Consider the following 24,102-nt stretch of genomic DNA (forward strand, 5'->3'; position numbering starts at 1 on the left):
CTTAGATCGCCGGAGCCTGTGTGCGGCCCGGCGTGACAAGGAGCGCACCAAGATAGGCGATCCCTGCCGTCAAAACGATGGCCGGCCCCGACGGGCAGGCCAGATAGTACGAAATCAGCAGTCCGATGACGCTCGACGCGCTGGCGACCAGCCACGCCACGAGCAGCATGCCCGGCAGCGTGCTCGCCACCAGCCGGGCGGTGGCCGCCGGCAGCATCATCAGACCCACGGCCATGAGCGTGCCCATGGCCTGAAACCCTGCGACCAGATTCATCACCGTCAGCACCGTAAAGCCGAGGTGGTAGCGCAGCACGGCTTTGCCGTGCCCGTGGCCGAGAAACGCCGGATCGGCGCTGTCGAGGACGAGGCCGCGATAATGCCAGCCAAACCACACCAGCGTCACGGTCGCGATCGCGGCCACGAGAATCAGCGACGGGTCGTCCACGGCGAGCACCGAGCCGAACAGCAGGTGCATCAGGTCGACGCTGTTGCCCCATTTCGAGACGATCACCACGCCGCCCGCCAGCGCCAGCAAATAGAAGCCGGCGAACGACGCGCCCTCATCCAGACGCGTGCGGCGGCTCGACACACCGGCCAGCAACGCGACGAGCAGACCGGCGACCATGCCGCCGCCCGCCATCCATGGCAGCGACAGTCCGCCGATCAGATACCCCACGGCGGCGCCCGGCAACACGGCGTGCGAGAGCGAATCGCCCATCAGGCTCATGCGGCGCAGCAGCAGGAACACCCCCACGGGCGTACAGCCGATCGACAGCGCCAGGCTGCCGACCAGGGCGTGCCGCATGAAATCGAATTCCGCAAACGGGCCGATCAGCAGATGGATCAGGTTGCCCACGGCGCCCAGTGACTCAAGCGCCATGGCGGCCTCCTGCGGTAAAGGTCGTGTAGCCGCCGGCATCGGATAAGCCGACGTGCGCGCTGCCACCAACGCCACCCATGCCGAATACGCCGCCTGCCGACGGGAAGCCACTATGTAAACAGTCGACCGGACGACCGGCAGCAACCAGCTTGCCGGCCATCACGGCGACATAAGCAAAGCGCTCCAGCACCAGCGGCAGATCGTGCAGCACCGTCACCACCGTGCGGCCCTCGTTGCGCCATTGATCCAGCAAGGCCAGCAACAGTTCCGCAGAGGGCACATCGATGCCGGCGAGGGGTTCGTCCAGCAAAACGATCGGTGCGTCTTCGACGATCAGGCGGGCGAAGCGGGCGCGCTGCCATTGACCGCCCGACAGGACTTCCAGCGGCTGAGCACGTTTGTCGGCCAGACCGACGCGAGTCAGCGCCTCGTGAGCCCGCGCGAACTCGTCGCGGCCGAGCCGGCGGGCGTCGCCGGTGCGGCGCCACGTGCCGGTGAGCACGTATTCTTCCACGCACATGGGGAAGCGATGGTCGGTCTCGGGGCGTTGCGAGAGATAGGCGACAGGCTCGTCGCAGAGGACATTGCCCGTGGTCGCCTTCTGGAGGCCGGCGAGCACGCGCAGCAGCGTGGTCTTGCCGCCGCCGTTCGGGCCCACGACGGCCGACAGCACGCCCGGGGCGAACGTCGCGTCCACGCCTTCGAGCGCGACATTGGGGCCGAAACGGACCGAGAGATTACGGCAGCCGATCACGAGGCGACTCCCTGGAGTGCCCAGAGGACGAGCGCCCATAGCGGCACGAGCACCAGCAGGGTCAGTGCGGTGCGCTGCCAGCCGGCGAGGCGATAGAGCCAAACGGAAAAGCGAATCATGGCGCGGATAGGGCGGACATCACACAGATTGCAACTGTGTAATAAATGCAACAAAGTTGCATTATTACATGATTCGTCAGGCACGTCGCGGGCTTGGACGGTGTCGAAGGTGGTGAGGGCGTCAGCCGGTCGGGGTGTCGGGACGTCGGTGTGACACAACGGGTTACATATCGCCGCAGCACGTTTTTGCGAACCGGCGTAACATGACTTCACGCTGAATCGACTGGCATGGTGTTCGCTTCATTCCAGAGTTCGGCAATATGCAAGGCATTGATGAGACGGCGACATGATGCGGCGCAGCGACCTTCGCGCGACGCGGCATGCCGGCCCTGCCTGAGGAGGTTCGCCCGTTCAATCATCTGATCGTCGTCGGCTTTCCGGTCACGACTTCATGCCAGTGGCGCATGCAGTGCGTGTGACCTTCGCGGCTTGCGCAGTCGCGCGGCTTCTGCCGGATCGCTACTCGTCTCGCGCCCACGTCTTCGCTTTCGTCGACGTCGTCGGGCCGCCCACTCTTTTTTCCAAAAAACATCGCACGCGCCGTGCAGACATTTCCTGTTTAACGCTATCGAATAAATAGGATTACTTAATAATTAGCGACACATTACGATGTGTTGCGAATGCAGGCAAACCCGAGTGCGCAATGCGTGTCGATGCGCGTGAGAATTCGCTCGAATTTTGATGTATTTCAACGAGCATGCGCAATGCGTAGATTTCTCGGAAACCCTTACGGGCTGCGGGTTATCGAGGATGCTTAGCGCTGCGGAAAATATCTAGCGACAGTTTTTTTGTTTGTGCATATGATGAGTTAACGGTTGCTTTTTCTAGTGACAAGTTTAAAGTCAACCTAAACCGATTTTGAGTCGTTCATGTGAGGGAGGGGACAGTGCGAAAGGTTTCGCGAACGTCGCTCCGGCATGCAGTGAGCCAGGTCGAAACCATTGCGCAGTCATCCGGGTCTTAGGCAACAGAGCGGGCATCGCGTTGCGGTGTTTTCCGATGAAGCGGGGGTGAGGCATATGGATATTTTCAGCCACTACACGACACGTTTCGACGCACGCAAGGAAGAGGAGTACAGCATCCAGGAGTATCTGGAGATCTGTAAGAAGGACTCGACCGCGTATGCGTCGGCGGCCGAACGAATGCTGCGCGCCATTGGTGAGCCCGAGCTCATCGATACGCACCATGACCCGCGACTCTCGCGGCTCTTCTCGAACAAGATCATCAAGATCTATCCGGCCTTCCGTGACTTTTACGGCATGGAAGACACCATCGAGCAAATCGTCTCGTTCTTCAAACACGCCGCGCAGGGGCTCGAAGAACGCAAGCAGATCCTGTATCTGCTCGGGCCTCCGGGCGGCGGCAAATCGTCGCTGGCCGAGAAGCTGAAGGTATTGATGGAAGAAGTGCCCATCTACTGCCTGAAGGGATCGCCGGTGCACGAGTCGCCTCTGGGCCTGTTCTCGCCCGAGGAAGACGGCAAGATTCTTGAAGAGGACTTCGGTATCCCGATTCGGTATCTCACGACGATTCCTTCGCCGTGGGCGACCAAGCGCCTGAACGAATTCAACGGCGACATCACCAAGTTCCGCGTGGTGAAGCTGCGTCCGTCGGTGCTGCAACAGATCGCCATCGCCAAGACCGAACCGGGTGACGAGAACAATCAGGACATCTCGTCGCTGGTCGGCAAAGTCGATATCCGAAAGCTCGAAGAATTCCCGCAGGACGATCCGGATGCCTACTCGTATTCCGGCGGCCTCTGTCTGGCCAATCGCGGCCTGCTCGAATTCGTCGAAATGTTCAAGGCCCCGATCAAGGTGCTGCACCCGTTGCTGACCGCAACGCAGGAAGGCAACTACAAGGGCACGGAAGGGTTCGGTGCGATTCCGTTCGACGGCATCGTGCTCGCCCACTCGAACGAAGCGGAATGGCAGAGCTTCAAGGGTAACCGCAATAACGAGGCTTTCCTCGACCGGATCTATATCGTGAAGGTGCCGTACTGCCTGCGCGTGACCGACGAGGTGAAGATCTACGAGAAGCTCGTGAAGAACAGCTCGCTCGCCAATGCGCCGCGCGCCCCGAACGTGCTCAAGATGCTCGCGCAGTTCGCCGTGCTCACGCGTCTGAAAGAGCCCGAGAATTCCAACGTCTTCTCCAAGGTTCGCGTCTACGACGGCGAGAACCTCAAGGACATCGACCCGAAGGCCAAGTCGTATCAGGAGTATCGCGACTACGCCGGGGTGGACGAAGGCATGACCGGCATGTCGACGCGTTTCGCCTTCAAGGTGCTCTCGAAGGTGTTCAACTTCGATAACACCGAAGTCGCGGCCAACCCGGTGCACATGCTGTATGTGCTCGAACAGCAGATCGAGCGCGAGCAGTATGCGGGCGAAGTCGAGAAACGCTATCTCTCCTACATCAAGGAGTATCTGACCGCACCGTTCGTCGAGTTCATCGGCAAGGAAATTCAGACCGCGTACCTGGAGTCGTACTCCGAGTACGGTCAGAACATCTTCGACCGCTATGTGAATTTTGCAGATCTCTGGATTCAGGATCAGGAGTATCGCGATCCGAATACCGGCGAAATTCTCGATCGCACGGCGCTCAACGATGAACTGGAGAAAGTCGAGAAGCCGGCCGGCATCACGAACCCGAAGGACTTCCGCAACGAGATCGTCAACTTCGTCCTGCGTGCGCGCGCCAACAACGCGGGCAAGAATCCGCTCTGGACGAGTTACGAGAAGCTGCGGGCCGTCATCGAGAAGCGCATGTTCTCCACGACCGAGGACTTGCTGCCGGTGATCTCCTTCAATGCGAAGTCGTCCAAAGAGGATCAGGAAAAGCACGCCAACTTCGTCAACCGGATGGTGGAAAAAGGCTATACCCCGAAGCAGGTTCGCCTGCTCGTGGAATGGTACCTGCGCGTGCGCAAATCCTCGTAACCACTCGGGGCCACTATGTCAGCGATCATCGACAGACGGCAAAACGGTAAGAACAAAAGCGCCATCAACCAGCAACGCTTTATCAAGCGCTACCGCGATCAGATTCGGCGCGCGGTAGCGAAGGCGGTGTCTGGGCGCAAGATCACCGATATCGATGGCAGCGGACAGGTCTCGATCCCGGTCAAGGACATCTCGGAGCCCTTGTTCCACCACGGGCCCGGCGGGCGGCGGGAGATGGTACATCCCGGCAACCGCGAGTTCGTGGTGGGCGATAACTTCGAGCGTCCGCCGTCGGGCGCCGGTGGTGGCGGCAGCCGTGCCAGCGATTCGGGCGAGGGCGAAGACGATTTCGTCTTCAACCTCTCGCGCGAGGAGTTCCTGAAATTCTTCTTCGAGGACATGGCCCTGCCTGACCTCGCCAAACGCCGGCTCGCGCAGATTCCGGAGTTTCGCAAGGTGCGGGCGGGTTATTCCATCGACGGTACGCCGTCGAATCTGAACGTCATCCGCACGATGCGCAGCTCGCTGGGCCGCCGCATCGCGCTCACCGCGCCGTATCGCAAGCAGTTGCGAGAGCTCGAGAACGAGTACGCCGATGTCGTGGCGCGCGAAGGCGATACCTCGCCACGCGCCGTCGCCCTCGCGCACGAGATCACGCACCTGCGCACGCGCGTCGAAGCGATTCCGTACATCGAGAAGCTCGATCTGCGCTATTCGAACCGCGTCATGCAACCGCGTCCGCAGGCGCAGGCCGTCATGTTCTGTCTGATGGACGTGTCGGGCTCGATGGACCAGAGCCGCAAGGATCTGGCCAAGCGCTTCTTCATGCTGCTCTACATGTTCCTGCGGCATAACTATGAGCGCATCGATCTGGTGCTGATCCGGCACCACACCACGGCGAAGGAAGTCAACGAGGACGACTTCTTCTACGCGCGGGAATCGGGCGGCACCGTGGTGTCGAGCGCGCTCAAGCTGATGATGGAAGTCATCGCCGACCGCTACTCGCCGAGCGACTGGAATATCTACGGCGCGCAGGTGTCGGACGGCGACAACTGGGATGGCGACTCGCCCATTTGCCGCGACATTCTGATGCAATCGATCATGCCCGCCGTGCAGTACTTCGCGTATGTTGAAGTGGCTAGCGCGGAACCGCAGAATTTGTGGAACGAGTACTTGTCGGTCAAGCAGCAGCATTCGAACTTCGCGATGCAACGCATCATGGAGGCCGCGGAGATCTACCCGGTGCTGCACGATTTGTTCAAGAAAAAGGCGGCCTGACTATGGCCTACATATCGACCGGATCGGAATGGACCTTCGAGCTGATTCAACGTTACGAGCATGAGATCGCGCGCATCGCCGCGAACTTCAAGCTCGACACGTATCCGAACCAGATCGAGATCATCACCGCCGAGCAGATGCTCGACGCTTACGCCACCGTGGGGTTGCCCATCGGGTATCACCACTGGTCGTACGGCAAGCACTTCCTGTCGTCCGAGCGCGGCTACAAGCGCGGCCAGATGGGTCTCGCGTACGAGATCGTCATCAACTCGAGCCCCTGTATCGCGTATCTGATGGAAGAGAACAGCATGACCATGCAGGCGCTCACCATTGCGCACGCCAGCTACGGTCATAACTCGTTCTTCAAAGGCAACTATCTGTTCCGTACGTGGACAAACGCCGACGCCATCGTCGATTACCTGCTGTTTGCGCGCAATTACATCAGCGAGTGCGAGCAACGCTACGGCGAGCAGTCGGTTGAACTGCTGCTCGACTCGTGCCATGCGCTGATGAATTACGGCGTGGATCGCTACAAGCGGCCCAAGCGCCTGTCGCTCGCGCAGGAACAGGCCCGCCAGAAAGAGCGCGAGAACTACCTGCAATTGCAGATCAACGATCTGTGGCGCACGTTGCCCAATCACGTGCTGCACGATGACGACGAAGACGACGGGCTCGACCCGACCGACTCGGATGAGCCGGCCTTCCCGGGCGAGCCGCAGGAGAACCTCCTGTACTTCTTCGAGAAGAACGCGCCGAAGCTCGCGCCGTGGCAACGGGAGATCGTGCGCATCGTGCGCAAACTCGCGCAGTATTTCTATCCGCAGCGCCAGACCAAGGTGATGAACGAAGGCTGGGCGACGTTCTGGCATTACACGATTCTCCAGCAGCTCTACAAAGAGAAACTCGTCAACGACGCGTTCATGATGGAGTTTCTGCACGCGCACACGAACGTGGTCTATCAGCCATCGTTCGACAGCCCGTACTACAGCGGGCTCAATCCGTATGCGCTGGGTTTCGCGATGTTTCAGGACATCCGGCGCATGTGTGAAGCGCCGACAGAAGAGGATCGTCTGTGGGCGCCGGATATTGCCGGCAGCGACTGGATCAAGACGCTCGACTTCGCAATGCGCAACTTCAAGGACGAGAGCTTCATCCAGCAGTTCCTCTCACCGAAGGTCATTCGCGATCTGAAGCTCTTCTCCGTGCTCGACGATGATCGGGATAGCCGCCTGCGCGTGACGGCCATTCACAACGACAACGGCTATCGCGAGATTCGCGAGATGCTCGCGCAGCAGTACAACCTCAGCACGCTGGAACCGAATATTCAGGTCTCGCATGTCGATTTGCACGGCGACCGCTCGCTCACGCTGCGGCATGTGCAAAGTGACCGCAAGCCGCTAGACGAAGGTTTCGAAGAGGTGCTCAAGCACGTGGCACGTCTGTGGGGATTTACGGTGCGACTGGAGACCGTGTTCGAAGACGGCCGCAGCGAGATGACCCACGAGACCAAGGTCGAAAAGCGCCGGCGTTATTCGCTGAGCGCAGCGTGAGTGCCGGATGAGCGGCGCATGAGTGCGAAGAGTTCGGTAGCGGCGGCCCGATGAAGATTCCGTTCGTCGCACTCGATCACGTGGTGCTGCGCACCGTGGATGTGGCGCGGCTACAGCACTTCTATGTGGACGTGCTGGGCTGCACGCTCGAGAAGGTGCAGGCCGATATCGGGCTTGTGCAGTTGCGCGCGGGCGACGCGTTGATCGATCTGGTCGACGTGGCTGGCACGATCGGCCGGCAGGGCGGTGAAGCGCCGGGGGCCGAGGGGCACAATCTCGATCACTTCTGTCTGCGTGTCGAACCGTTCGACGATGAGGCCATCCGTCAGGGACTGGCCTCGCATGGCGTGACGCTTGGGGAAGTCGTGCAGCGGTACGGTGCGCACGGCGAAGGGCCGTCGTGCTATCTCACCGATCCCGATGGGAATGTCGTAGAGCTTAAAGGGCCGCCAACGCGACGTTAGGCGGCCAACTGTCCCAGCACGCTCTGATCGCGGCCCTTGTGCTTGGCCTGATACAGCGCCTTGTCGGCGCGCTCCAGCATCGCACTGATGACCAACGGTTCGCCCGGATGCCACGAGGCGATGCCCACGCTGATGGTGATCGCCTCGCCGTCTTCACGGGCCTTGGCGGGCAGCAGGTCCGTGCTGGCGCGCTTGACCGATTCGCGAATGCGGTCGGCGACGCGCAACGCGGCGTGCTGATCGATCTCCGGCAGCACCACGGCAAACTCTTCCCCACCCAGACGCACGACAAAATCGCTCGGCAGGCGGATGCAGTGCTGAATCGTGTTGGCGATTCGTTGCAGCACGGTGTCGCCGAACGGGTGCCCATAGCGGTCGTTGACCTGCTTGAACAGATCGATGTCGATGATCAGCACCGACAGCGGCGTGTTGTATTGCTGGACGCGATCCGCGACGATGCGGATGCGATTGTCGAAATAGCGCCGGTTATAGATATGCGTGAGCGGATCGATGAACACCTTCTCGACGAGATCGGTATTCGTGAGCGCCAGCGACTGATACTGGCGTGTGATTTCCCACACGAGCGCGAGTGTCGCCACGCCCGGAGATGCCAACGCCAGCAGGCGGGCCGCGTACCACTGATACGACGCTTCGCTCGGCGCGGTAAGCGCGAGCAGCAACTGGCACAGCGAGATGGTGACGACCACCCACACCAGCAGGAACAACTTGTGCGAGAGCCGCGTGACCGCCGCAATACGCCACCACAACGCGACGTAGGCGACGAAGAGTGCCCCCAGTGCCATCGTCTCGATGTCGATGCCTCCGGCAAACTTTGGCGTGACGAGCGTGCGGGCCGCGCCGACCACCGAGAGCGATACCGTCAACCAGATGATCAGCACCGTCGCGCCGTGGCGCGCCGCATCGCGATAGCCGGGGCGTGTGTGCGGGTCGCTGCGCGTGCGCGAATAACTGCGCACGCTGATCATCACGTATGCGGCGAAGCTCGCTTCGGCCACCAGCCAAAGCCAGAAGGGGGCGCGCGTGATGTGTGTGGAGATGCCGGCGAGCTGGTTCGCCAGCAACACCCCTTGCGTGAACATGAACAGGCCGCGCAGCAAAAACGCACAGCCGAACTGGGCGAAGTAGCGCTTGCCGTTGTAGAGATACTGCACGCCGAGCAGACACGCCGTCGATAAATTGAGGATGCCCCCGGCAGAGACCAGGAAGAAGGTGAGCAGCGGGTTCACCGCGCCTTCGAAGGCGCGTGTGAGAAACCCCGCGAGGGTGAGCGCGGCACACGCGACGAGAATCGTCGTCGCAGCAACGCGGTTGCCCTGTTCGGTACGGCTGATGGTGCTTTTCATAGTTCTTATTTGCCAATCAACGCCCTCGTGCCTCGCGCACGATCGCTCTTTTACCGTCCAACCTTCGCACTCGTGACTGGCCGCAAAGTCATAGCCTCGCGTTGCCGTCGCGTTTCCCCGATTTAGCGCTAAATGGTTGAAAACTAAGATAAACCTCGGAGAATACACGAGTTTCCAGGGGTTGGCATCCGTTTCCATGACCCCCCTCTAAATTCGCGCAGACCCGCATGAACAGGCGAGTTTCAGGGAGTCGAAAAAAGCGTTTAGAGGGATCACTACTAAGTCAGGAAAATAATTAAACGCGGCACACTGAACCGCTCTGCGAAACGCATGATTCGTAAAAAATGGGACATCTCCCATTGACCGCGCGAGAACCCAGAGATGGCGGGGGATTACAGCGTGTGCAATTAATTCGGCATCCGATATATATGGGAAATATCGCGGCAGATTATGCGAAATTGCGGCCGATTCATGGCAGAAGGTGTCTCATGGGTTGGCATCGACGCACTATCTGTACTAGAATAAAAAAGGCCAATCGCTCTGACTGGCCAATAGAAACATAAGCGTTGCCGGTGTTCCTCGTTGCGCCGGCGATCCGTACCATCACGCAATGAGCTTGTGCAGTAAAACATTCGCGCGCTTTCAATAAGCGTGTATCGAGAGGCCCAGGCGCCCACGGCGTCGAAAGCTCGTCTCTCATGTCGCATATCGCGACGCCTGGTTCGTCACCGTTGTCTTTCTCAGACCTTCGGATCGAACACCTCACAATTCGCAAGGCAGCTATCAGTTGTCATGCTTGTTTGACCGCGTTGTCACGCGGGGCGATTGCTATTGCCTCGCGCCAGCGCTGCCAACCCATTCAAAGGGAGCATGAACGTGGCGAAGCAGTATCGCATTCTCTATCTGGCCGGTTTCGGACTGCTTGGTGTTGCCGCCGCAGTCGCCGGTCTGGTGTATTGGCTGGGCGTGGATGCGCTCGTCAAATACCGGGGAGACCTGGTGTATTACACCCAACAGCACTTGAAGCTCGTGGCCATATCGATGGCGATGGCCATTGCCGTCGGCGTGCCTGCGGGCGTGTTGATCTCGCGGCCGATATTCGCGAAACATGCGGAGCGCGCCGTGCAGATCTTCAACATCGGCAACACGCTGCCGTCGCTCGCCGTGCTGGCGCTATCGATGGCAGTGCTTGGTATCGGCGATCGCCCGGCCATTCTGGCCCTGTGGCTCGCATCGCTGCTGCCGATTGTGCGCAACGCCTACGAAGGCCTGCGCCAGGTACCCGCTGCGTTGCGTGAATCAGCACGCGGCATGGGCATGACGCCCGCGCAAGTTCTGTTTCGCGTGGACCTGCCCAACGCCATGCCGGTCATCATCGGCGGCATTCGCACCTCGCTCGCGATCAATGTCGGAACGGCGCCGCTCGCCTTCCTGATCGGCGCGGACAGCCTGGGGCAATTGATTTTCCCGGGCATCTATTTGAACGACCAGACGAAGTTGTTGCTCGGCGCTGCCGGCACCGCGCTGCTTGCGCTTGTGCTCGACGGCATTGTCGCCTTCGCGAGCGGCCTCTGGTTTGCACGTCACGGCGCGGCCACGCGCTAAGACAAAGGAGACCCCACACGTGAAATCCATTTTCTCCCGAACACGATTCGGCAAGCTGCCGCGCTTCATGCACTTCGCGCGCCGGACACGCAAGCTCGCCGTTGCCGGCTTGGCGCTGACGGCCATCGCGGTGAGTGGCGTAGCGCAAGCCGCCACGCTCACCATCGGCGGCAAGAACTTCACCGAGCAACTGATTCTCTCCGAGATGACGGCGCAGTACCTGAAAAGCAAAGGCTACGACGTCGAACTCAAGAACGGTCTCGGCAGCGTGGTGATGCGCCAGGGCATGGAGAGCAATCAGCTCGACGTCGTCTGGGAATACACCGGCACGTCGCTGATCGTCTACAACAAGGTCACCGAGAAGCTCGACCCCGCGCAGACCTACGAGCGAGTGAAAGAACTCGACGGCAAGATCGGCATCGTCTGGCTGAACCCGTCGACGCTCAACAACACCTACGCCTTCGCCATGCCGGGCAAGATCGCTCGCGAAGCCGGCATCGAAACCGTCTCGCAACTGATCGAACGATTCAAGACGAATCCGAAGATGCAGTTCGCTTTCGACATGGAATTCGTCGGCCGCTCCGATGGTCTCGAGCCGATGGAACAGCTCTACGACTTCCATCTCGAGCGCGAGAACATCAAGCAGATGGACCCGGGCCTCGTCTACACGGCGCTCAAGAACGAGCAGATCGACAGCGGTCTGGTCTACACGAGCGACGGCCGCAACAAGGGTTTCGACCTGAAGGTGCTCACCGACGACAAGGGCTTCTTCCCCGCGTATGCCGCGACGCCGGTGGTTCGCAAGGAAGTGCTCGATGCGAATCCGAAGCTGGCCGATGAACTCAACGTGTTGGCCGCGAAGATCAACGACGAGAACATGCGCGAGATGAACGCCAGGGTCGACATCGAGCACAAGGGCGTGGCTCGCGTGGCGCGCGAATTCCTCACGCAGGAAGGGCTGGTGCAGTGAGGCCGTTGCCTCAGATGGCTCCGCCGCTGACGTCACAGATCGAGGAACTCCAATGATTGAATTTTTGACTCACAACTGGCACCGCATCCTGAACCTCACGGTCCAGCATGCATGGCTGGTGGCCGCATCCGTGGGTGCGGCCATCGTGGTCGGCGTGCCGCTGGGCGTGCTGGTCACGCGTTTTCGCTGGCTGTCGGGCGTCGTGCTCGGGTTGGCGACGGTCGTGCTCACGATCCCGTCGATCGCGCTGTTCGGCCTGATGATTCCGCTGCTGTCGGTCTACGGCATCGGTATCGGACCGGCGCCGGCCGTGGCCGCCGTCTTTCTCTATTCGTTGTTGCCGATCATGCGCAACACGTGTCTGGCGCTGCAACAGATCGATCCGAGCATCCGCGAAGCGGGCATCGGCATCGGCATGACGTTCTGGCAGCGCTTGCGTCTGGTGGAGTTGCCGCTGGCTGTGCCGGTGGTGCTGGGCGGCGTACGCACGGCTGTTGTGATGAATATTGGCGTGATGGCCATTGGTGCCATCGTCGGCGCCGGCGGTCTCGGGGTGTTGATCACCCAGGGGATCAGCCAGAGCGATACCCGGCAACTTGTCGTGGGTGCGGTCCTGGTGAGCTTGCTCGCCATCGTTGCCGACACCCTGTTGCACCGCCTCCAGCGAGTGCTGACACCAAAAGGAATTCGAACCGCATGATTACACTCGACAATCTCACCAAAAGCTTCGTTCAGAAAGACGGCACGCGCGTGAACGCCGTGAACTCGGTCAGTCTCGAAGTGCCGCCGGGCGAAATCTGCGTCTTCCTGGGCCCTTCGGGTTGCGGCAAGACCACCACGCTCAAGATGATCAACCGTTTGATCAAGCCCACGTCGGGCCGCATTCTGCTCAACGGCGAAGATACCGGCAAGATCAACGAAATCGAATTACGCCGCCACATCGGCTACGTGATTCAGCAGATCGGTCTGTTCCCGAACATGACCATCGAAGAGAACATCACGGTGGTGCCGCGTCTGCTGGGTTGGGACAAGAAGCGCTGCCGCGAACGTGCGACCGAACTGATGGCGATGGTGGCCCTCGACCCGAAGCACTATCTGTCGCGTTACCCGCGCGAGTTGTCCGGCGGGCAGCAGCAGCGTATCGGCGTGATTCGCGCGTTGGCGGCCGACCCGCCCGTGCTGCTCATGGACGAGCCGTTCGGCGCCGTCGATCCGATCAATCGCGAGTCGATTCAGAACGAGTTCTTCCAGATGCAGCGTCAGCTGGGCAAGACCGTCATCATGGTGAGTCACGATATCGACGAAGCCATCAAGCTGGCCGACCGCATTGCGATCTTCCGGCAGGGGCGTCTGGTGCAGTACGCACAACCGGATGCGCTGCTGGCGCGCCCGGTCGACGAGTTCGTGGCGAGCTTTGTCGGTCACGACCGTATTCTGAAGCGCCTGCTGCTGGTGCGTGCGGAAGATGCCGCGACGCCGCAGCCGACCGTCAAGCCGCAGACCACGCTCGCGGAGGCCTACGGCATGATGGACGAGCTGGACACGCGTTCGCTGGTTGTCGTCGACGAGAACGCGAAGGCGCTGGGCTACATTGCACGTCGCGACACCCGTCATGCACAGGGAACGTGCGGCGAGCGGGTGCGCGACTTCAAGGCGTCGGCGGTGGCCAACGACAATCTGCGTGTGCTGCTGTCACGCATGTATGAACACAATCTGGCATCGCTGCCGGTGCTTGGCGACGACAATCAGTATCTGGGCGAAGTCACGCAGGACTCGATTGCCGACTATCTGAGTTCCGGCAAATCGCGCGGCAGTAGCGGCGGTGGTACGATTTCCGCCCCGTCGCTGCCCGGTTCGCCGAGCGTGGTGGCGAGTGTGCCGTTCGGGGCGCAGATTTAAGGCAGTGCGCCGTCCGGGCAAGAGGATCTGCCGAGATGTGGCGTAAGGAAATGACGGTCCAGTTGGGCCGTCATTTTTGCATCTGTCGCATCTGTCGTTCGCGCGTGGACAATGCGTCAACGTGGCGATGTCGACGACAGACAACAAGCAGCAGGCAGGCAAATCGTAGTCAAGGAGTTGCAGGATGACGTGGGATTCGATGTTGAAGTGGCTGGAAAACGCGCAGTGGGCGCACATGGTCGGCGGGCTGGCGATCTTGGTCGCGGCGGCGTTGCTGGTGCAGGCGGTGGCGACGTTCGTGATCGTGCGTGTGGCGCGCATGGTCGTGCAACGCACGGCCAACCGTTGGGACGACGCCTTGCTGAGCCATCGGGTCTTCCAGCGCGCGGCGCACATTCTGCCGTATCTGGTGATTCAGTTCGGCATCGAGCTGGTCCCTGATGTGCCGCCGAAGCTTGCGATCGTGATTGCCAATGTGGCGCTGGCGACGACCTTGCTCTACGCGACGCTCGCCATCGCGGGCATGCTGAATGCTTCGCAGGCCGTCTATGCGACGTCGGAGCATGCGCGCACGCGCTCGATCAAGGGTTACGTGCAGTTAGGCAAGATTGCACTGTACGTGGTCGCGGCCATTGCCATCGTGGCGACCATCATCGATCGATCGCCGTGGTTGCTGCTCTCGGGGCTGGGGGCGATGTCGGCGGTGCTGTTGCTGGTGTTCAAGGACACGATCATGTCGTTCGTGGCGAGCGTGCAGCTCACCTCCAACGACATGCTGCGCGTGGGCGACTGGATCGAGATGCCTCAGGTTGGCGCCGATGGCGACGTGGTGGATATCGCGTTGCACACGGTGAAAGTGCAGAACTGGGACAAGACGATCACGACGATTCCGACGTGGCGGATGATCTCGGAGAGCTTCCGGAACTGGCGCGGCATGCAGCAGGCGGGCGGGCGACGCATCAAGCGCACGTTGTGCATCGATGCGGGCAGCGTGGGCTTTTTGGACGAGAGCGAAATCGAGCGCTTGTCGAAGGTGCATCTGCTGGCGCCGTATCTCTCGGAGAAGCAGCGCACGATTGCCGAGGCGAATGCCGCGTTGGGCAATGCGGCGGGTGTGCTGGCGAATACGCGCCGGCTGACGAACATCGGCACGTTCCGCGCGTATGCGCTGGCGTATCTGAAGTCGCATCCGAATATTCACGAGAACATGACGTGCATGGTGCGCTCGCTGGAGCCGTCGGCCACGGGCATTCCCGTCGAGCTGTACTGCTTCACGAACACCATCGTGTGGGCCGAATACGAGCGCGTGCAGGGTGACGTGTTCGACCACCTGCTGGCGATCCTGCCCGAGTTCGGCCTGCGCATGTACCAGAACCCGGCCGGTGCCGATTTGCTGCGCTGGCAGCAGCAGGCGGCTTGACTGGCGTAGATGGCAGATAGCAGAAGGGCTCCCGAGGGAGCCCTTTCTTTCACTCTGAATGATGCGTGGCGAGCTTACGCCACCGCCGCATCCAATGTCGGATAGTCCACATAACCACGGGCGTCGCCGCCGTAAAGCGTGTCGCGGTCGAGCGGGTTGAACGGGCCGCCGCGCTTGAGGCGTTCCACCAGATCCGGGTTCGAGATGAACGGTTTGCCGAAGGCGATCAGATCCGCGAGGTTGTCCTTGCGTGCCTCGATCGCCAGTGCGAGGTCATAGCCGTTGTTGGCCATGTAGGTGCCGTTGAACAAGCGACGCAGCTTCTGCAAATCGAAGCCGTCCGGCACTTCGCGCGGGCCACCCGTTGCCCCTTCGACCACGTGCAGATACACGAGACCGAAACGGTTCAACTGTTCCACGGCATAGGTGAACACCGGTTCTGGATTGCTGTCGCCGCAATCGTTGGCCGGGCTGATCGGCGAGAGACGAATGCCGACGCGATCGCCGCCCCACACATCGACGACGGCCTGCGTGACTTCCAGCGTCAGACGCACACGGTTCTCGATGCTGCCACCGTACTGGTCTGTACGATGGTTCGTCTTGTCGCGCATGAATTGGTCGAGCAGATACCCGTTCGCGGCGTGGATTTCCACCCCGTCGAAACCGGCGCGCTTGGCGCACTCTGCCGCATGACGGTATTGCTCGACGATGCCCGGAATCTCGGACGTCTCAAGCGCACGCGGCGTCGGGTGCGGTTCGAACCCATGTTCGGTGAAGGCCTTGCCGGCCGGCTGAATGGCCGAAGGCGCGACCGGCAGTGCGCCGTCCGGTTGCAGCGACGGGTGCGAGATACGGCCCACGTGCCAGAGCTGGCAGAAAATCTTGCCGCCCTTGGCGTGCAGGGCGTCGGTTACCTGCTTCCAGCCGGTGACTTGCTCGTCCGTGTAGATGCCCGGCGTGAACGCATAGCCCTTGCCTTGCTGCGAGATATTGGTGGCTTCGCTGATGATCAGCCCGGCCGATGCGCGTTGTGCGTAATACTCGGCGACCAGCGGGCCCGGCACGTCGCCGGCACCGGCGCGGCTGCGGGTCAGCGGCGCCATCACGACGCGGTTGCTCAGTTCGAGCGGGCCCAGCCGGTACGGCGAGAAAAGGTCCGTGTCGAGAGACGAGAGTTGGGTAGCTTGGGAGTCCGTCATTGCTGAAGGTCCTGTGAAAGTTGGGGGTTGCTGTGCTGCACAAAAACCTGCACAGGTTAAGGCAATTTTTAAGCGCTTGCAGGGCTCGCACTCGTCGGTGCCCGGCGCGCAATACGCAGCACCATGAAGGCGCCAATGATGCACACGCCGCCCGAGAGCATCGACGCCATCGTGTAGTTGCCCAGCGTGGCCCGAAGCGAGCCCGCGACCAGTGCCGCCGTCGCTGCACCGAGTTGGTGCCCCGCCACGATCCAGCCGAAGACGATCGGCGCCATGGTCTTGCCGAACACGTCGGTGGTCAGGCGCACCGTCGGCGGCACCGTGGCAATCCAGTCGAGGCCGTAGAACAGGGCAAACAGCGGCAGGCCGAAGAAGTCCAAGCCGAACGCATGGGGCAGATAGATCAGCGACAGACCACGCAGCCCGTAGTACCAGAACAGCAGCACACGGCTGTTGTAGCGGTCAGACAGCCAGCCGGAGAGCGTCGTGCCCACGAGGTCGAGCACGCCCATCGCGGCGAGAATACCGGCGCCCTTGACCTCCGAGATGCCATAGTCGCCACACATCGCGATGAAGTGCGTGCCGATATAACCGTTGGTGCTGGCGCCGCAGATGAAGAAGCTGAAGAAGAGCAGCCAGAAGTCGCGCTTGCCGGCTGCCATGCGCAGTACCGACAGCGCGTGCTTCAGCGGGTTGCCTTGGGCGAGTTGCACGTCGGGGGCGTCCTCCGGCGCGCCCACCGGGCGCAGACCGACCGAGCCCGGACGCTCAGGCACCAGCAATGCGACCAGCGGCAGCACGAGCGCAGCAACGACCGCGACGATCAGCACGACCGGACGCCAGCCGTAACGCTCGGTGATGGCGGCCATCATCGGCAGGAAGACCATCTGGCCCGTCGCCGAACTGGCCGTGAGAATGCCCATGGCAAGGCCACGGTGCGTATGGAACCAGCGATTCGAGACGGTCGCCGCGAGCGTCACCGCTGCGACACCGGTACCGCCACCGACCATCACGCCCCAGATCAGGATCATCTGCCACGGGGCGGTCATCAACGAGGAGAGGGCAGTGCCCGAAGACAACAGCAACAAGGCGACCATGACCGTCGGACGAATGCCGAAACGCTGCATCGCCGCCGCCGCAAACGGTCCGGTCAGGCCATACAGCGCAAGGTTCACGGAAATCGCCAGCGACACCGTGGCGCGGCTCCAGCCGAAATCGTGCTCCAGCGGCACCATCATCACGCTGGGCGTGGCGCGAATGCCCGCGGAGGCGAGCAGGACGAGGAAAATCACGCCCACGACGATCCACCCGTAGTGGAAATGGCCGTTGATGCGTCTTGCAATGGCTGCCTTCATGGCGGGAATCCTTGCGGTTCCGGGGGACCGCGTCACGATTTCGGGAACGTTGCCTGTCACGATGCTGTCTATCGGGAAAACGGTTTGTGACAGCTCGGTAACATGAGGTTGCCATGTTATGAACCGATCGGTAACATGTCAAGCATTCCTTTGTGACGGCAGGGGCTTTCAGCGGCCCGCCAGCGCACTGCCGAGGCGCCGCATGTCTTCCGTCACAAATCATAGAATCAGGAGCGCCAGAGAATGGCCAAAACGATAGCCCGGGACCCCACGCAAGCCACCCGCGCGGAAGGCTCCCCCGCAACGGGTCGCAGCACGGTTAAAGGCGGGCGTCATGTGACGCCGGCACCGTTGGCGCAGCAGTATCTGCTCAATGCCGCCGTGGAGTTGTTCCACACGGAGGGCGTGCGGGCTGTGGGGGTGGACGCCGTCGTCAAGCGTGCGGGCGTCAACAAGATGTGCCTGTATCGCCAGTTCGCGTCGAAGGACGAGTTGATTCTGGCGTATCTGGATGAAATGCAGACGTGCAGTCTTCAGCGCATCGACGAGAGCATTGCCCGTCGACCGGGCGAGCCGGGCAAGCAGTTGCTTCAGATCTTCGTGGATTTGGCGGAACGTGCGAGCCATCCCGGCTACCGCGGATGCCCGTTCGTGAACGTGGCCGCTGAATTTCCGGACCCGGAACACCCGGCCCGCAAGTCGGTGGTGAACTACAAGGCGGAAGTGGTGCGTCGCTTCACCGAGCTGGCAACGGCGGCCGGATTGCAGGAACCGGCCCCGTTGGTCGATGCGCTGTCGCTGGTGCTCGAAGGGGCCTACGCCGCGAGCCAGACGTTCGGCCCGGGGTCGGCCCCGTTGCGGGTGTTGCCCACGGTGGCAGGGCAGATCATCGACGCGGCGCTATTGGAAGTGGCTGCACCTGCCTGATCCTCAGGCCGCCAGACGCTGCATCGCCACCGACGCCGTTTGCGTTCTCAGCGGGCCTGACGACATCTCGACGTGCTGTCCGGTGGCCATCCGGAAGGCGGCTACGGCGGCATCGAGTTGATGGGCCTGATCTTCCATCGAAGCGGCTGCGGCGGCGGCTTGCTCCACCAACGCGGCGTTCTGCTGCGTCACTTCATCCATCTGCGTGACTGCCCGGCTGACTTGTTCGATGCCGTGACTCTGTTCGCTCGATGCGGCGGAAATCTCGCCCATGATGTCGGTCACGCGGCGCACGGCCTGCACCACGTCGTGCATCGTCTGTCCGGCTTGCGCGACGAGCACCGAACCGTCCTGCACTCGGCCGTTCGACGCTTCGATCAGTTCCTTGATTTCCTTCGCTGCGGCGGCGCTGCGCTGGGCTAGCGTACGCACTTCGCCTGCCACGACGGCAAAGCCCCGGCCCTGTTCACCGGCCCGCGCAGCTTCCACGGCGGCGTTCAACGCCAGAATATTCGTCTGGAACGCAATGCCGTCGATCACGCTGATGATGTCGACGACCTTGTTCGAACTCGACGAAATACCTTCCATCGTCGCCACCACCTGATCGACCACTTGTCCGCCGCGCACGGCAATGGACGAGGCGCTCTCGGCGAGCTGGCTGGCCTGACGTGCGTTGTCGGCGTTCTGGCGAACGGTCGAAGTCAGTTGCTCCATCGACGATGCCGTCTCTTCCAGTGCCGCCGCCTGCTGCTCGGTACGCGCCGACAGATCTGTATTGCCTTCGGCGATCTCGCGCGCGGCCGTCGTAATGGCACCGGTGCCGCTGCGAATCCGCCCGATCATCTGTTGCAGATTTCCCTGCATGCGTTGCATCGCGTAAAGCAGGCTGTCGCGATCGCCCTGACGCAGCTTCACTTGCGTGAGCAGATCGCCATCGGCGATGCGCGAGGCGATGTCGGCCGCGTATTCCGGTTCGCCGCCCAGACTGTCGCGCACGTTGCGGATGATGAGCAGCATGACGGCGGAAACTGCCAGACCGATGACGGCCAGAATGGCGCCCCAGCGCAGCAGCGCGCCGACAAAGGCGGCGTTGATGTCATCGACGTAGACGCCGGTCGTCAGATACCAGTCCCACGGGGTGTAGGCCCCCACGCGGCTGATCTTCTCGACGGGTTTGTCCGAGCCCGGCTTGGGCCAGAGATAGGTCACGAAGGGATTGTCGGTGCGCGCAGCGGCGACGATGTCCGAGAACATGAGCTTGCCCGACGGGTCGCGGAACTGGCTCATATCCTTGCCTTCGAGCTTCGGATTGACCGAGTTCAGCACGATCACCCGCTGCGAGTTCAGGATACCGAAATAGTTGTCGCCGTCGTAACGGATCGCACCGATCTGCTCGCGGGCGAGTTTCTGTGCGTCGGGGACGGTCATTTCGCCGCGTTCGGCGCGCTCGGCGTAGTGCTTCACGAGACTGAGGCCCGAATCGACCACGTGAGTGAGCCCCGCGCGACGCTCGGTGAGCATCGTATTGCGCTGGGCCCAGGCGCCCCACACGGCCATGACCAGCAGACTGACCCACATCAACCCGACGGCCGACCACAACTTCGCATTCAAACTCAATCGCTGCATTACTTCGTCATCCCCACTCGTTCCGCTTAGGTGCTTGCTAAGTGCTTGCGCTGGCGGCGGCTGCCCTTGACGTCTCACAAGGCGGAGACGTCCGGGCGGTCCGGTTGTGTATTGGTTATCAGTGCCCCTGATGAAGGCACCGACCGAACGTGTGGTAACGGCAGTCTGGCGGCGGACTTGAGCGGAAGCGGCTTAGGGGGGAAGGGCTTAACCGTGAATCACCACGAGCAGCCCGCGCGCCACGGACTTGCCCGCGTTGCGGATCGCATGGGCGCGGTCCGCGGGGTAGCGGGCCGTCTCGCCGGGCTTGGCGCGGCGCACGAACGTTTCGACTTCGATGTCCACCTGCCCGTCGAACACCGTGAAGTGCTCGCGGGTGCCGGGGTCATGCGGGTCGGAGACGAGCGCGGAACCCGGCTGGAGCGTGAGCTCATACCACTCGTATTTCCCGGCCAGCTCCATCGGGCCCAGGATCTTCAACTGATAGGCATGCTCCGCACCGGCCAGCGTGGGAATTTCGTGCTTGCCGATCACCCGTACCGGTTCCGGGTCGCCAGCAGGCGCGCCGAGTAGCTGATCGAGCCGCACGCCCAGTGCGTTGGACAGCCGCCAGGCCACGGCGATGGTCGGATTGGCCTTGTCGCGCTCGATCTGCGAGAGCATCGACTTCGAGACGCCCGAGGCGCGCGAGAGGGTTTCCAACGTCATGCCGCGTTCTTTGCGCAGTTGCTGAATCATGTCGCCGACCGGCGGCGGTGCCGTCGGCACGGTCGCGGGCGTTGCGGGGGTGCTTGCCATATTCTTTCCGGGATATTAGAATTTTTCAATATATTGAAACTAGTTCAATATAAAGTATAGTTTCCGCTAAGGTGAATGCCTGCATGGTAGCAGAGCGCACCGGCCGAACGACCGAGGAGATGCACACGATGACCGCACAAACCCCGGAAGCCCGCGAGGGCTTCTATCAGCAACTGACCGAACGACTCGAAGACACGCGCCGCCAAGGCCTTTTCAAGCAGGAACGCGTGCTCATGTCGCGGCAGGGGCCGGAGGTCATGTGCGACGACGGGGTGACCCGCATCAATCTGTGTGCCAACAACTATCTCGGCCTCTCGGGCAGCGAATCGCTGGTCAAGGCCGGCCAGAAGGCGCTCGAAGACTTCGGCTTCGGCCTGTCGTCGGTGCGCTTCATCTGCGGCACGCAAGGCCCGCACAAGGAACTTGAGGCACGCATCGCCGCCTATCTCGGCACGGAAGACGCCATCCTGTATGCCGCCGCGTTCGACGCCAACGGTGGTGTGTTCGAGCCGCTGTTCGACGAGCAGGACGCCATCATCTCCGACGCGCTGAACCACGCCTCGATCATCGACGGCGTGCGGCTGTGCAAGGCGCAACGTCTGCGCTTCGCCCACAACGACATGGAAGACCTGGAGCGCCAGTTGCAGGCCGCTGCCGGGGCCCGTCACCGCATCATCGTCACCGACGGCGTGTTCTCCATGGACGGCACGATTGCGCAGCTCGACCGCATCGTCGCGCTGGCCGAACAGTATGGCGCGCTGATCATGATCGACGAGTGTCATGCGACCGGTTTCATGGGCGCGACCGGGCGCGGCACGCACGAACATCATGGTGTGATCGGCAAGATCGACATCATCACGGGCACGCTGGGCAAGGCGCTGGGCGGCGCGATGGGCGGCTTCACGGCCGGGCGCCGCGAAGTCATCGAGACGCTGCGTCAGCGCTCGCGTCCGTATCTCTTCTCGAACAGTCTGGCGCCGGCCATCGTCGGTACGTCGCTGGCGGTTTTCGACGAACTCGAACACTCGTCGGCACGCCGTGAGCAGTTGCATGAGAACACGGCGTTCTTCCGCCACGAAGTGGCTGCGCTGGGTTTCACGATCAAGCCGGGCACGCACCCGATCGTGCCGGTGATGCTGTTCGACGCCACGCTGGCGCAAAGCTTCGCGCAACGCCTGTACGAACTGGGCGTGATCGCCACGGGCTTCTTCTATCCGGTGGTGCCGCAGGGGCAGGCGCGCGTGCGCGTGCAACTCTCGGCGGCCCACACGCGTGAACAACTCACGCGCGCGCTGGCCGCCTTTGCGCAGGCCGGTAACGAACTCGGCATTCTCAAGCAAGGTTGAACATGGAACGGATCCTCATCATCGGCGCCAACGGGCAGATCGGCAGCGAACTCGTCGAAGCCCTGGCAGCGCAGTACGGCAAAGAGAATGTCGTGGCGACAGATATCGCACCGGGGCCGTCGCGCCATCCGGTGCATTACGAGACCCTCGACGTGCTCGATGCGGCGCGTCTGGCCGCCCTCGTGGAGCGCTTCGGCATCACCCAGATATTCCATCTGGCGGCGCTGCTGTCGGCCACGGGCGAAACCCGTCCGTTGCAGGCGTGGACGCTCAACATGAACGGGCTGCTCAACGTGCTGGAACTGGCCCGCGAGCACCAGTCGCGCAAGGGCTTGCGCGTGTTCTGGCCGTCGTCGATTGCCGCGTTCGGCCCGCACACGCCGGCCGTTGAAACGCCGCAGCTCGCGATCATGGACCCGACCACCATGTACGGCATCAGCAAGCAGGCGGGTGAGCGGCTGTGCGAGTACTACCACGCGAAGTTCGGCGTGGACGTGCGCAGCCTGCGCTATCCGGGCGTCATTAGCTACAAGACGCCCCCGGGCGGCGGCACGACCGACTACGCGATCGATATCTTCCAGTCGGCGCGCCGTGGCGAGACGTACACGTGCTTCCTGAAGGAAGACGCCACGCTGCCCATGATCTACATGCCTGACGCCGTGCGCGCCACGCTCGAACTGATGAACGCCGACCCCTCGCGTCTGCGTGTGCGCTCGTCCTATAACGTGGCGGGGGTGAGCTTCGATCCGGCGACGCTGGCCGCGGCGATCGAGCGTCGTGTGCCGGGCTTCACGGTGAAGTACGCGCCGGACTTCCGGCAGGCGATTGCCGAGACGTGGCCGCATACGCTCGACGACACGCATGCCCGCTATGACTGGGGCTGGCAGCCGGCGTTCGGTCTGGATGCAATGGTCGACGACATGCTCGCGAACGTTCCCCTCGACTGGCATGCGCCGGCCTTGGGAAACGCCGCCTGAAGGGCACGAGAGGGAAGAAGCGGCCGCGTCCTGCTTGACGTGGCCGTGCTTCGGAGTCTTACTTCGGGTGATGTACCGCGTAGTAGACCAATGCAGCGATGACCGCGAAGGTGACGGCCATGCCGCGACGGCGCCAGCGATAGCCAGAGGTGAAGGTGATGGCGCGTCCCCGGCCTTCTTCTTTCGAATGGTAGTAGCTCATAGTGCGTATCTCGGGTCTTCTGACACACGGTCTTTGCCGCGGATGGGATCTGCGCGAAGGCTTGTCGCAGCGCCCCCCGGCGCGTGACAGGCAGATCCTTGACTGATTATGCGACCGCACAAAAACGACCGCTAATCAGTATCTACACTGATAGGTGTGGCCTTTTTGACACGGTCAGGCCGCCGTCCCATGCGTTTCGACGCCATCCTCGGGATCGCCCAGCCTCCTCTTCCCTCCACACTTGCGCAGCCCTCACGCTCGCCCATCAAGGCCGCCCATGTGTTGGCCGGGGCAAGTGCGCATAGGTCTCTCGAATCGCGAGATTTTTGAATCTCGAAGACCACAAAAAATCCACGGTTGCCCGCTTGCGCACCACGTCACGCGCTGAAACAATGCCTGAAAACGGTGGCCGCGCTGACGGCCATTG

Annotated in this window: 20 protein-coding genes; 12 read left to right on the forward strand and 8 right to left on the reverse strand. The window is 61.9% G+C overall.

The window, feature by feature from the left end; all coding sequences use genetic code 11:
* Position 1: 1 nt before the first annotated feature.
* Positions 2–880, reverse strand: a complete 879-nt coding sequence (locus CDV44_RS01895; protein WP_170935823.1) for a metal ABC transporter permease — start codon at positions 878–880, stop codon at positions 2–4.
* Complete coding sequence (locus tag CDV44_RS01900) at positions 870–1,634, reverse strand: metal ABC transporter ATP-binding protein (protein ID WP_170935824.1); 765 nt, start codon at positions 1,632–1,634, stop codon at positions 870–872. Before CDV44_RS01900 ends, CDV44_RS01895 begins: the two co-directional genes overlap by 11 nt.
* 1,138 nt (positions 1,635–2,772) lie before the next feature.
* Here CDV44_RS01900 and CDV44_RS01905 point away from each other — a divergent pair.
* From CDV44_RS01905 to CDV44_RS01920, 4 genes are read left to right on the forward strand one after another with little or no spacing between them, the layout of a single operon-like run.
* A complete protein-coding gene (locus CDV44_RS01905; RefSeq protein ID WP_058376101.1) occupies positions 2,773–4,695 on the forward strand; it encodes a PrkA family serine protein kinase in 1,923 nt (640 codons plus the stop codon).
* A 15-nt stretch (positions 4,696–4,710) separates the two neighbouring features.
* The gene (locus tag CDV44_RS01910; RefSeq protein ID WP_058376100.1) at positions 4,711–5,973 is read left to right on the forward strand and encodes a YeaH/YhbH family protein; all 1,263 of its coding nucleotides are present in this window, start codon (positions 4,711–4,713) and stop codon (positions 5,971–5,973) included.
* A gap of 2 nt (positions 5,974–5,975) precedes the next feature.
* Positions 5,976–7,523, forward strand: coding sequence for a SpoVR family protein (locus CDV44_RS01915; RefSeq protein WP_087686435.1), 1,548 nt, complete (start codon positions 5,976–5,978; stop codon positions 7,521–7,523).
* A gap of 50 nt (positions 7,524–7,573) precedes the next feature.
* On the forward strand, positions 7,574–7,987 hold the full coding sequence (locus tag CDV44_RS01920) for a VOC family protein (protein WP_058376098.1): 414 nt from the start codon (positions 7,574–7,576) through the stop codon (positions 7,985–7,987).
* Here CDV44_RS01920 and CDV44_RS01925 read toward each other — a convergent pair.
* On the reverse strand, positions 7,984–9,351 hold the full coding sequence (locus CDV44_RS01925; RefSeq protein ID WP_170935825.1) for a diguanylate cyclase: 1,368 nt from the start codon (positions 9,349–9,351) through the stop codon (positions 7,984–7,986). The genes CDV44_RS01920 and CDV44_RS01925 overlap by 4 nt on opposite strands.
* Before the next feature lie 870 nt (positions 9,352–10,221).
* On the opposite strand from CDV44_RS01925, the gene CDV44_RS01930 reads away from it, so the two are divergent.
* The 5 genes from CDV44_RS01930 to CDV44_RS01950 all read left to right on the forward strand — a co-directional run bounded on the left by CDV44_RS01930 (position 10,222) and on the right by CDV44_RS01950 (position 15,245).
* Positions 10,222–10,956, forward strand: a complete 735-nt coding sequence (locus CDV44_RS01930) for an ABC transporter permease (protein WP_058376096.1) — start codon at positions 10,222–10,224, stop codon at positions 10,954–10,956.
* A 67-nt stretch (positions 10,957–11,023) separates the two neighbouring features.
* On the forward strand, positions 11,024–11,926 hold the full coding sequence (locus tag CDV44_RS01935) for a glycine betaine ABC transporter substrate-binding protein (RefSeq protein ID WP_087686532.1): 903 nt from the start codon (positions 11,024–11,026) through the stop codon (positions 11,924–11,926).
* A gap of 52 nt (positions 11,927–11,978) precedes the next feature.
* The gene (locus CDV44_RS01940; protein WP_058376095.1) at positions 11,979–12,626 is read left to right on the forward strand and encodes an ABC transporter permease; all 648 of its coding nucleotides are present in this window, start codon (positions 11,979–11,981) and stop codon (positions 12,624–12,626) included.
* A complete protein-coding gene (locus CDV44_RS01945) occupies positions 12,623–13,825 on the forward strand; it encodes a betaine/proline/choline family ABC transporter ATP-binding protein (RefSeq protein WP_087686437.1) in 1,203 nt (400 codons plus the stop codon). The genes CDV44_RS01940 and CDV44_RS01945 overlap by 4 nt, the downstream gene beginning before the upstream one ends.
* A gap of 184 nt (positions 13,826–14,009) precedes the next feature.
* Positions 14,010–15,245 (forward strand): mechanosensitive ion channel family protein, encoded by a 1,236-nt coding sequence (locus CDV44_RS01950; protein ID WP_087686438.1) that lies wholly within the window; start codon positions 14,010–14,012, stop codon positions 15,243–15,245.
* A 74-nt stretch (positions 15,246–15,319) separates the two neighbouring features.
* Here the strand turns inward: CDV44_RS01950 and CDV44_RS01955 are convergent, their stop codons facing one another.
* The gene (locus CDV44_RS01955; RefSeq protein WP_087686439.1) at positions 15,320–16,444 is read right to left on the reverse strand and encodes an alkene reductase; all 1,125 of its coding nucleotides are present in this window, start codon (positions 16,442–16,444) and stop codon (positions 15,320–15,322) included.
* A 68-nt stretch (positions 16,445–16,512) separates the two neighbouring features.
* Entirely contained in the window at positions 16,513–17,799 is a 1,287-nt protein-coding gene (locus CDV44_RS01960; protein WP_087686440.1) for an MFS transporter, read from the reverse strand.
* 243 nt (positions 17,800–18,042) lie between these two features.
* Between CDV44_RS01960 and CDV44_RS01965 the strand changes: the two genes are divergently transcribed.
* Positions 18,043–18,726 carry a TetR/AcrR family transcriptional regulator gene (locus tag CDV44_RS01965; RefSeq protein WP_087686441.1) on the forward strand — a complete coding sequence of 228 codons (684 nt, stop codon included), beginning with the start codon at positions 18,043–18,045 and terminating at the stop codon, positions 18,724–18,726.
* A gap of 3 nt (positions 18,727–18,729) precedes the next feature.
* Here CDV44_RS01965 and CDV44_RS01970 read toward each other — a convergent pair whose 3' ends face one another.
* Together CDV44_RS01970 and CDV44_RS01975 are read right to left on the reverse strand one after the other, a co-directional pair.
* The gene (locus CDV44_RS01970; RefSeq protein ID WP_087686442.1) at positions 18,730–20,352 is read right to left on the reverse strand and encodes a methyl-accepting chemotaxis protein; all 1,623 of its coding nucleotides are present in this window, start codon (positions 20,350–20,352) and stop codon (positions 18,730–18,732) included.
* 207 nt (positions 20,353–20,559) lie between these two features.
* Positions 20,560–21,150, reverse strand: a complete 591-nt coding sequence (locus CDV44_RS01975; RefSeq protein ID WP_058376089.1) for a helix-turn-helix domain-containing protein — start codon at positions 21,148–21,150, stop codon at positions 20,560–20,562.
* Positions 21,151–21,278: 128 nt separating this feature from the next.
* Between CDV44_RS01975 and kbl the strand changes: the two genes are divergently transcribed.
* Both kbl and CDV44_RS01985 read left to right on the forward strand, forming a co-directional pair.
* Entirely contained in the window at positions 21,279–22,496 is a 1,218-nt protein-coding gene (gene kbl, locus CDV44_RS01980) for a glycine C-acetyltransferase (protein WP_058376088.1), read from the forward strand.
* A 2-nt stretch (positions 22,497–22,498) separates the two neighbouring features.
* Entirely contained in the window at positions 22,499–23,473 is a 975-nt protein-coding gene (locus tag CDV44_RS01985) for an NAD-dependent epimerase/dehydratase family protein (RefSeq protein ID WP_170935826.1), read from the forward strand.
* A 58-nt stretch (positions 23,474–23,531) separates the two neighbouring features.
* Here the strand turns inward: CDV44_RS01985 and CDV44_RS27950 are convergent, their stop codons facing one another.
* On the reverse strand, positions 23,532–23,675 hold the full coding sequence (locus CDV44_RS27950; protein WP_170935827.1) for a hypothetical protein: 144 nt from the start codon (positions 23,673–23,675) through the stop codon (positions 23,532–23,534).
* Between the last annotated feature and the right edge of the window lie 427 nt (positions 23,676–24,102).

The organism is Pandoraea sp. PE-S2R-1 (assembly GCF_002179865.1).
GTDB lineage: Bacteria > Pseudomonadota > Gammaproteobacteria > Burkholderiales > Burkholderiaceae > Pandoraea.

Excerpts from the sequence above, each read along its gene's own strand:
- CDV44_RS01895 (WP_170935823.1), bottom strand. The coding sequence starts at position 880 with ATGGCGCTTGAGTCACTGGGCGCCGTGGGCAACCTGATCCATCTGCTG.
- CDV44_RS01905 (WP_058376101.1), top strand. The coding sequence starts at position 2,773 with ATGGATATTTTCAGCCACTACACGACACGTTTCGACGCACGCAAGGAA.
- CDV44_RS01910 (WP_058376100.1), top strand. The coding sequence starts at position 4,711 with ATGTCAGCGATCATCGACAGACGGCAAAACGGTAAGAACAAAAGCGCC.
- CDV44_RS01915 (WP_087686435.1), top strand. The coding sequence starts at position 5,976 with ATGGCCTACATATCGACCGGATCGGAATGGACCTTCGAGCTGATTCAA.
- CDV44_RS01920 (WP_058376098.1), top strand. The coding sequence starts at position 7,574 with ATGAAGATTCCGTTCGTCGCACTCGATCACGTGGTGCTGCGCACCGTG.
- CDV44_RS01925 (WP_170935825.1), bottom strand. The coding sequence starts at position 9,351 with ATGAAAAGCACCATCAGCCGTACCGAACAGGGCAACCGCGTTGCTGCG.
- CDV44_RS01930 (WP_058376096.1), top strand. The coding sequence starts at position 10,222 with ATGAACGTGGCGAAGCAGTATCGCATTCTCTATCTGGCCGGTTTCGGA.
- CDV44_RS01935 (WP_087686532.1), top strand. The coding sequence starts at position 11,024 with ATGCACTTCGCGCGCCGGACACGCAAGCTCGCCGTTGCCGGCTTGGCG.
- CDV44_RS01940 (WP_058376095.1), top strand. The coding sequence starts at position 11,979 with ATGATTGAATTTTTGACTCACAACTGGCACCGCATCCTGAACCTCACG.
- CDV44_RS01945 (WP_087686437.1), top strand. The coding sequence starts at position 12,623 with ATGATTACACTCGACAATCTCACCAAAAGCTTCGTTCAGAAAGACGGC.
- CDV44_RS01950 (WP_087686438.1), top strand. The coding sequence starts at position 14,010 with ATGACGTGGGATTCGATGTTGAAGTGGCTGGAAAACGCGCAGTGGGCG.
- CDV44_RS01955 (WP_087686439.1), bottom strand. The coding sequence starts at position 16,444 with ATGACGGACTCCCAAGCTACCCAACTCTCGTCTCTCGACACGGACCTT.
- CDV44_RS01960 (WP_087686440.1), bottom strand. The coding sequence starts at position 17,799 with ATGAAGGCAGCCATTGCAAGACGCATCAACGGCCATTTCCACTACGGG.
- CDV44_RS01965 (WP_087686441.1), top strand. The coding sequence starts at position 18,043 with ATGGCCAAAACGATAGCCCGGGACCCCACGCAAGCCACCCGCGCGGAA.
- CDV44_RS01970 (WP_087686442.1), bottom strand. The coding sequence starts at position 20,352 with ATGCAGCGATTGAGTTTGAATGCGAAGTTGTGGTCGGCCGTCGGGTTG.
- CDV44_RS01975 (WP_058376089.1), bottom strand. The coding sequence starts at position 21,150 with ATGGCAAGCACCCCCGCAACGCCCGCGACCGTGCCGACGGCACCGCCG.
- kbl (WP_058376088.1), top strand. The coding sequence starts at position 21,279 with ATGACCGCACAAACCCCGGAAGCCCGCGAGGGCTTCTATCAGCAACTG.
- CDV44_RS01985 (WP_170935826.1), top strand. The coding sequence starts at position 22,499 with ATGGAACGGATCCTCATCATCGGCGCCAACGGGCAGATCGGCAGCGAA.
- CDV44_RS27950 (WP_170935827.1), bottom strand. The coding sequence starts at position 23,675 with ATGAGCTACTACCATTCGAAAGAAGAAGGCCGGGGACGCGCCATCACC.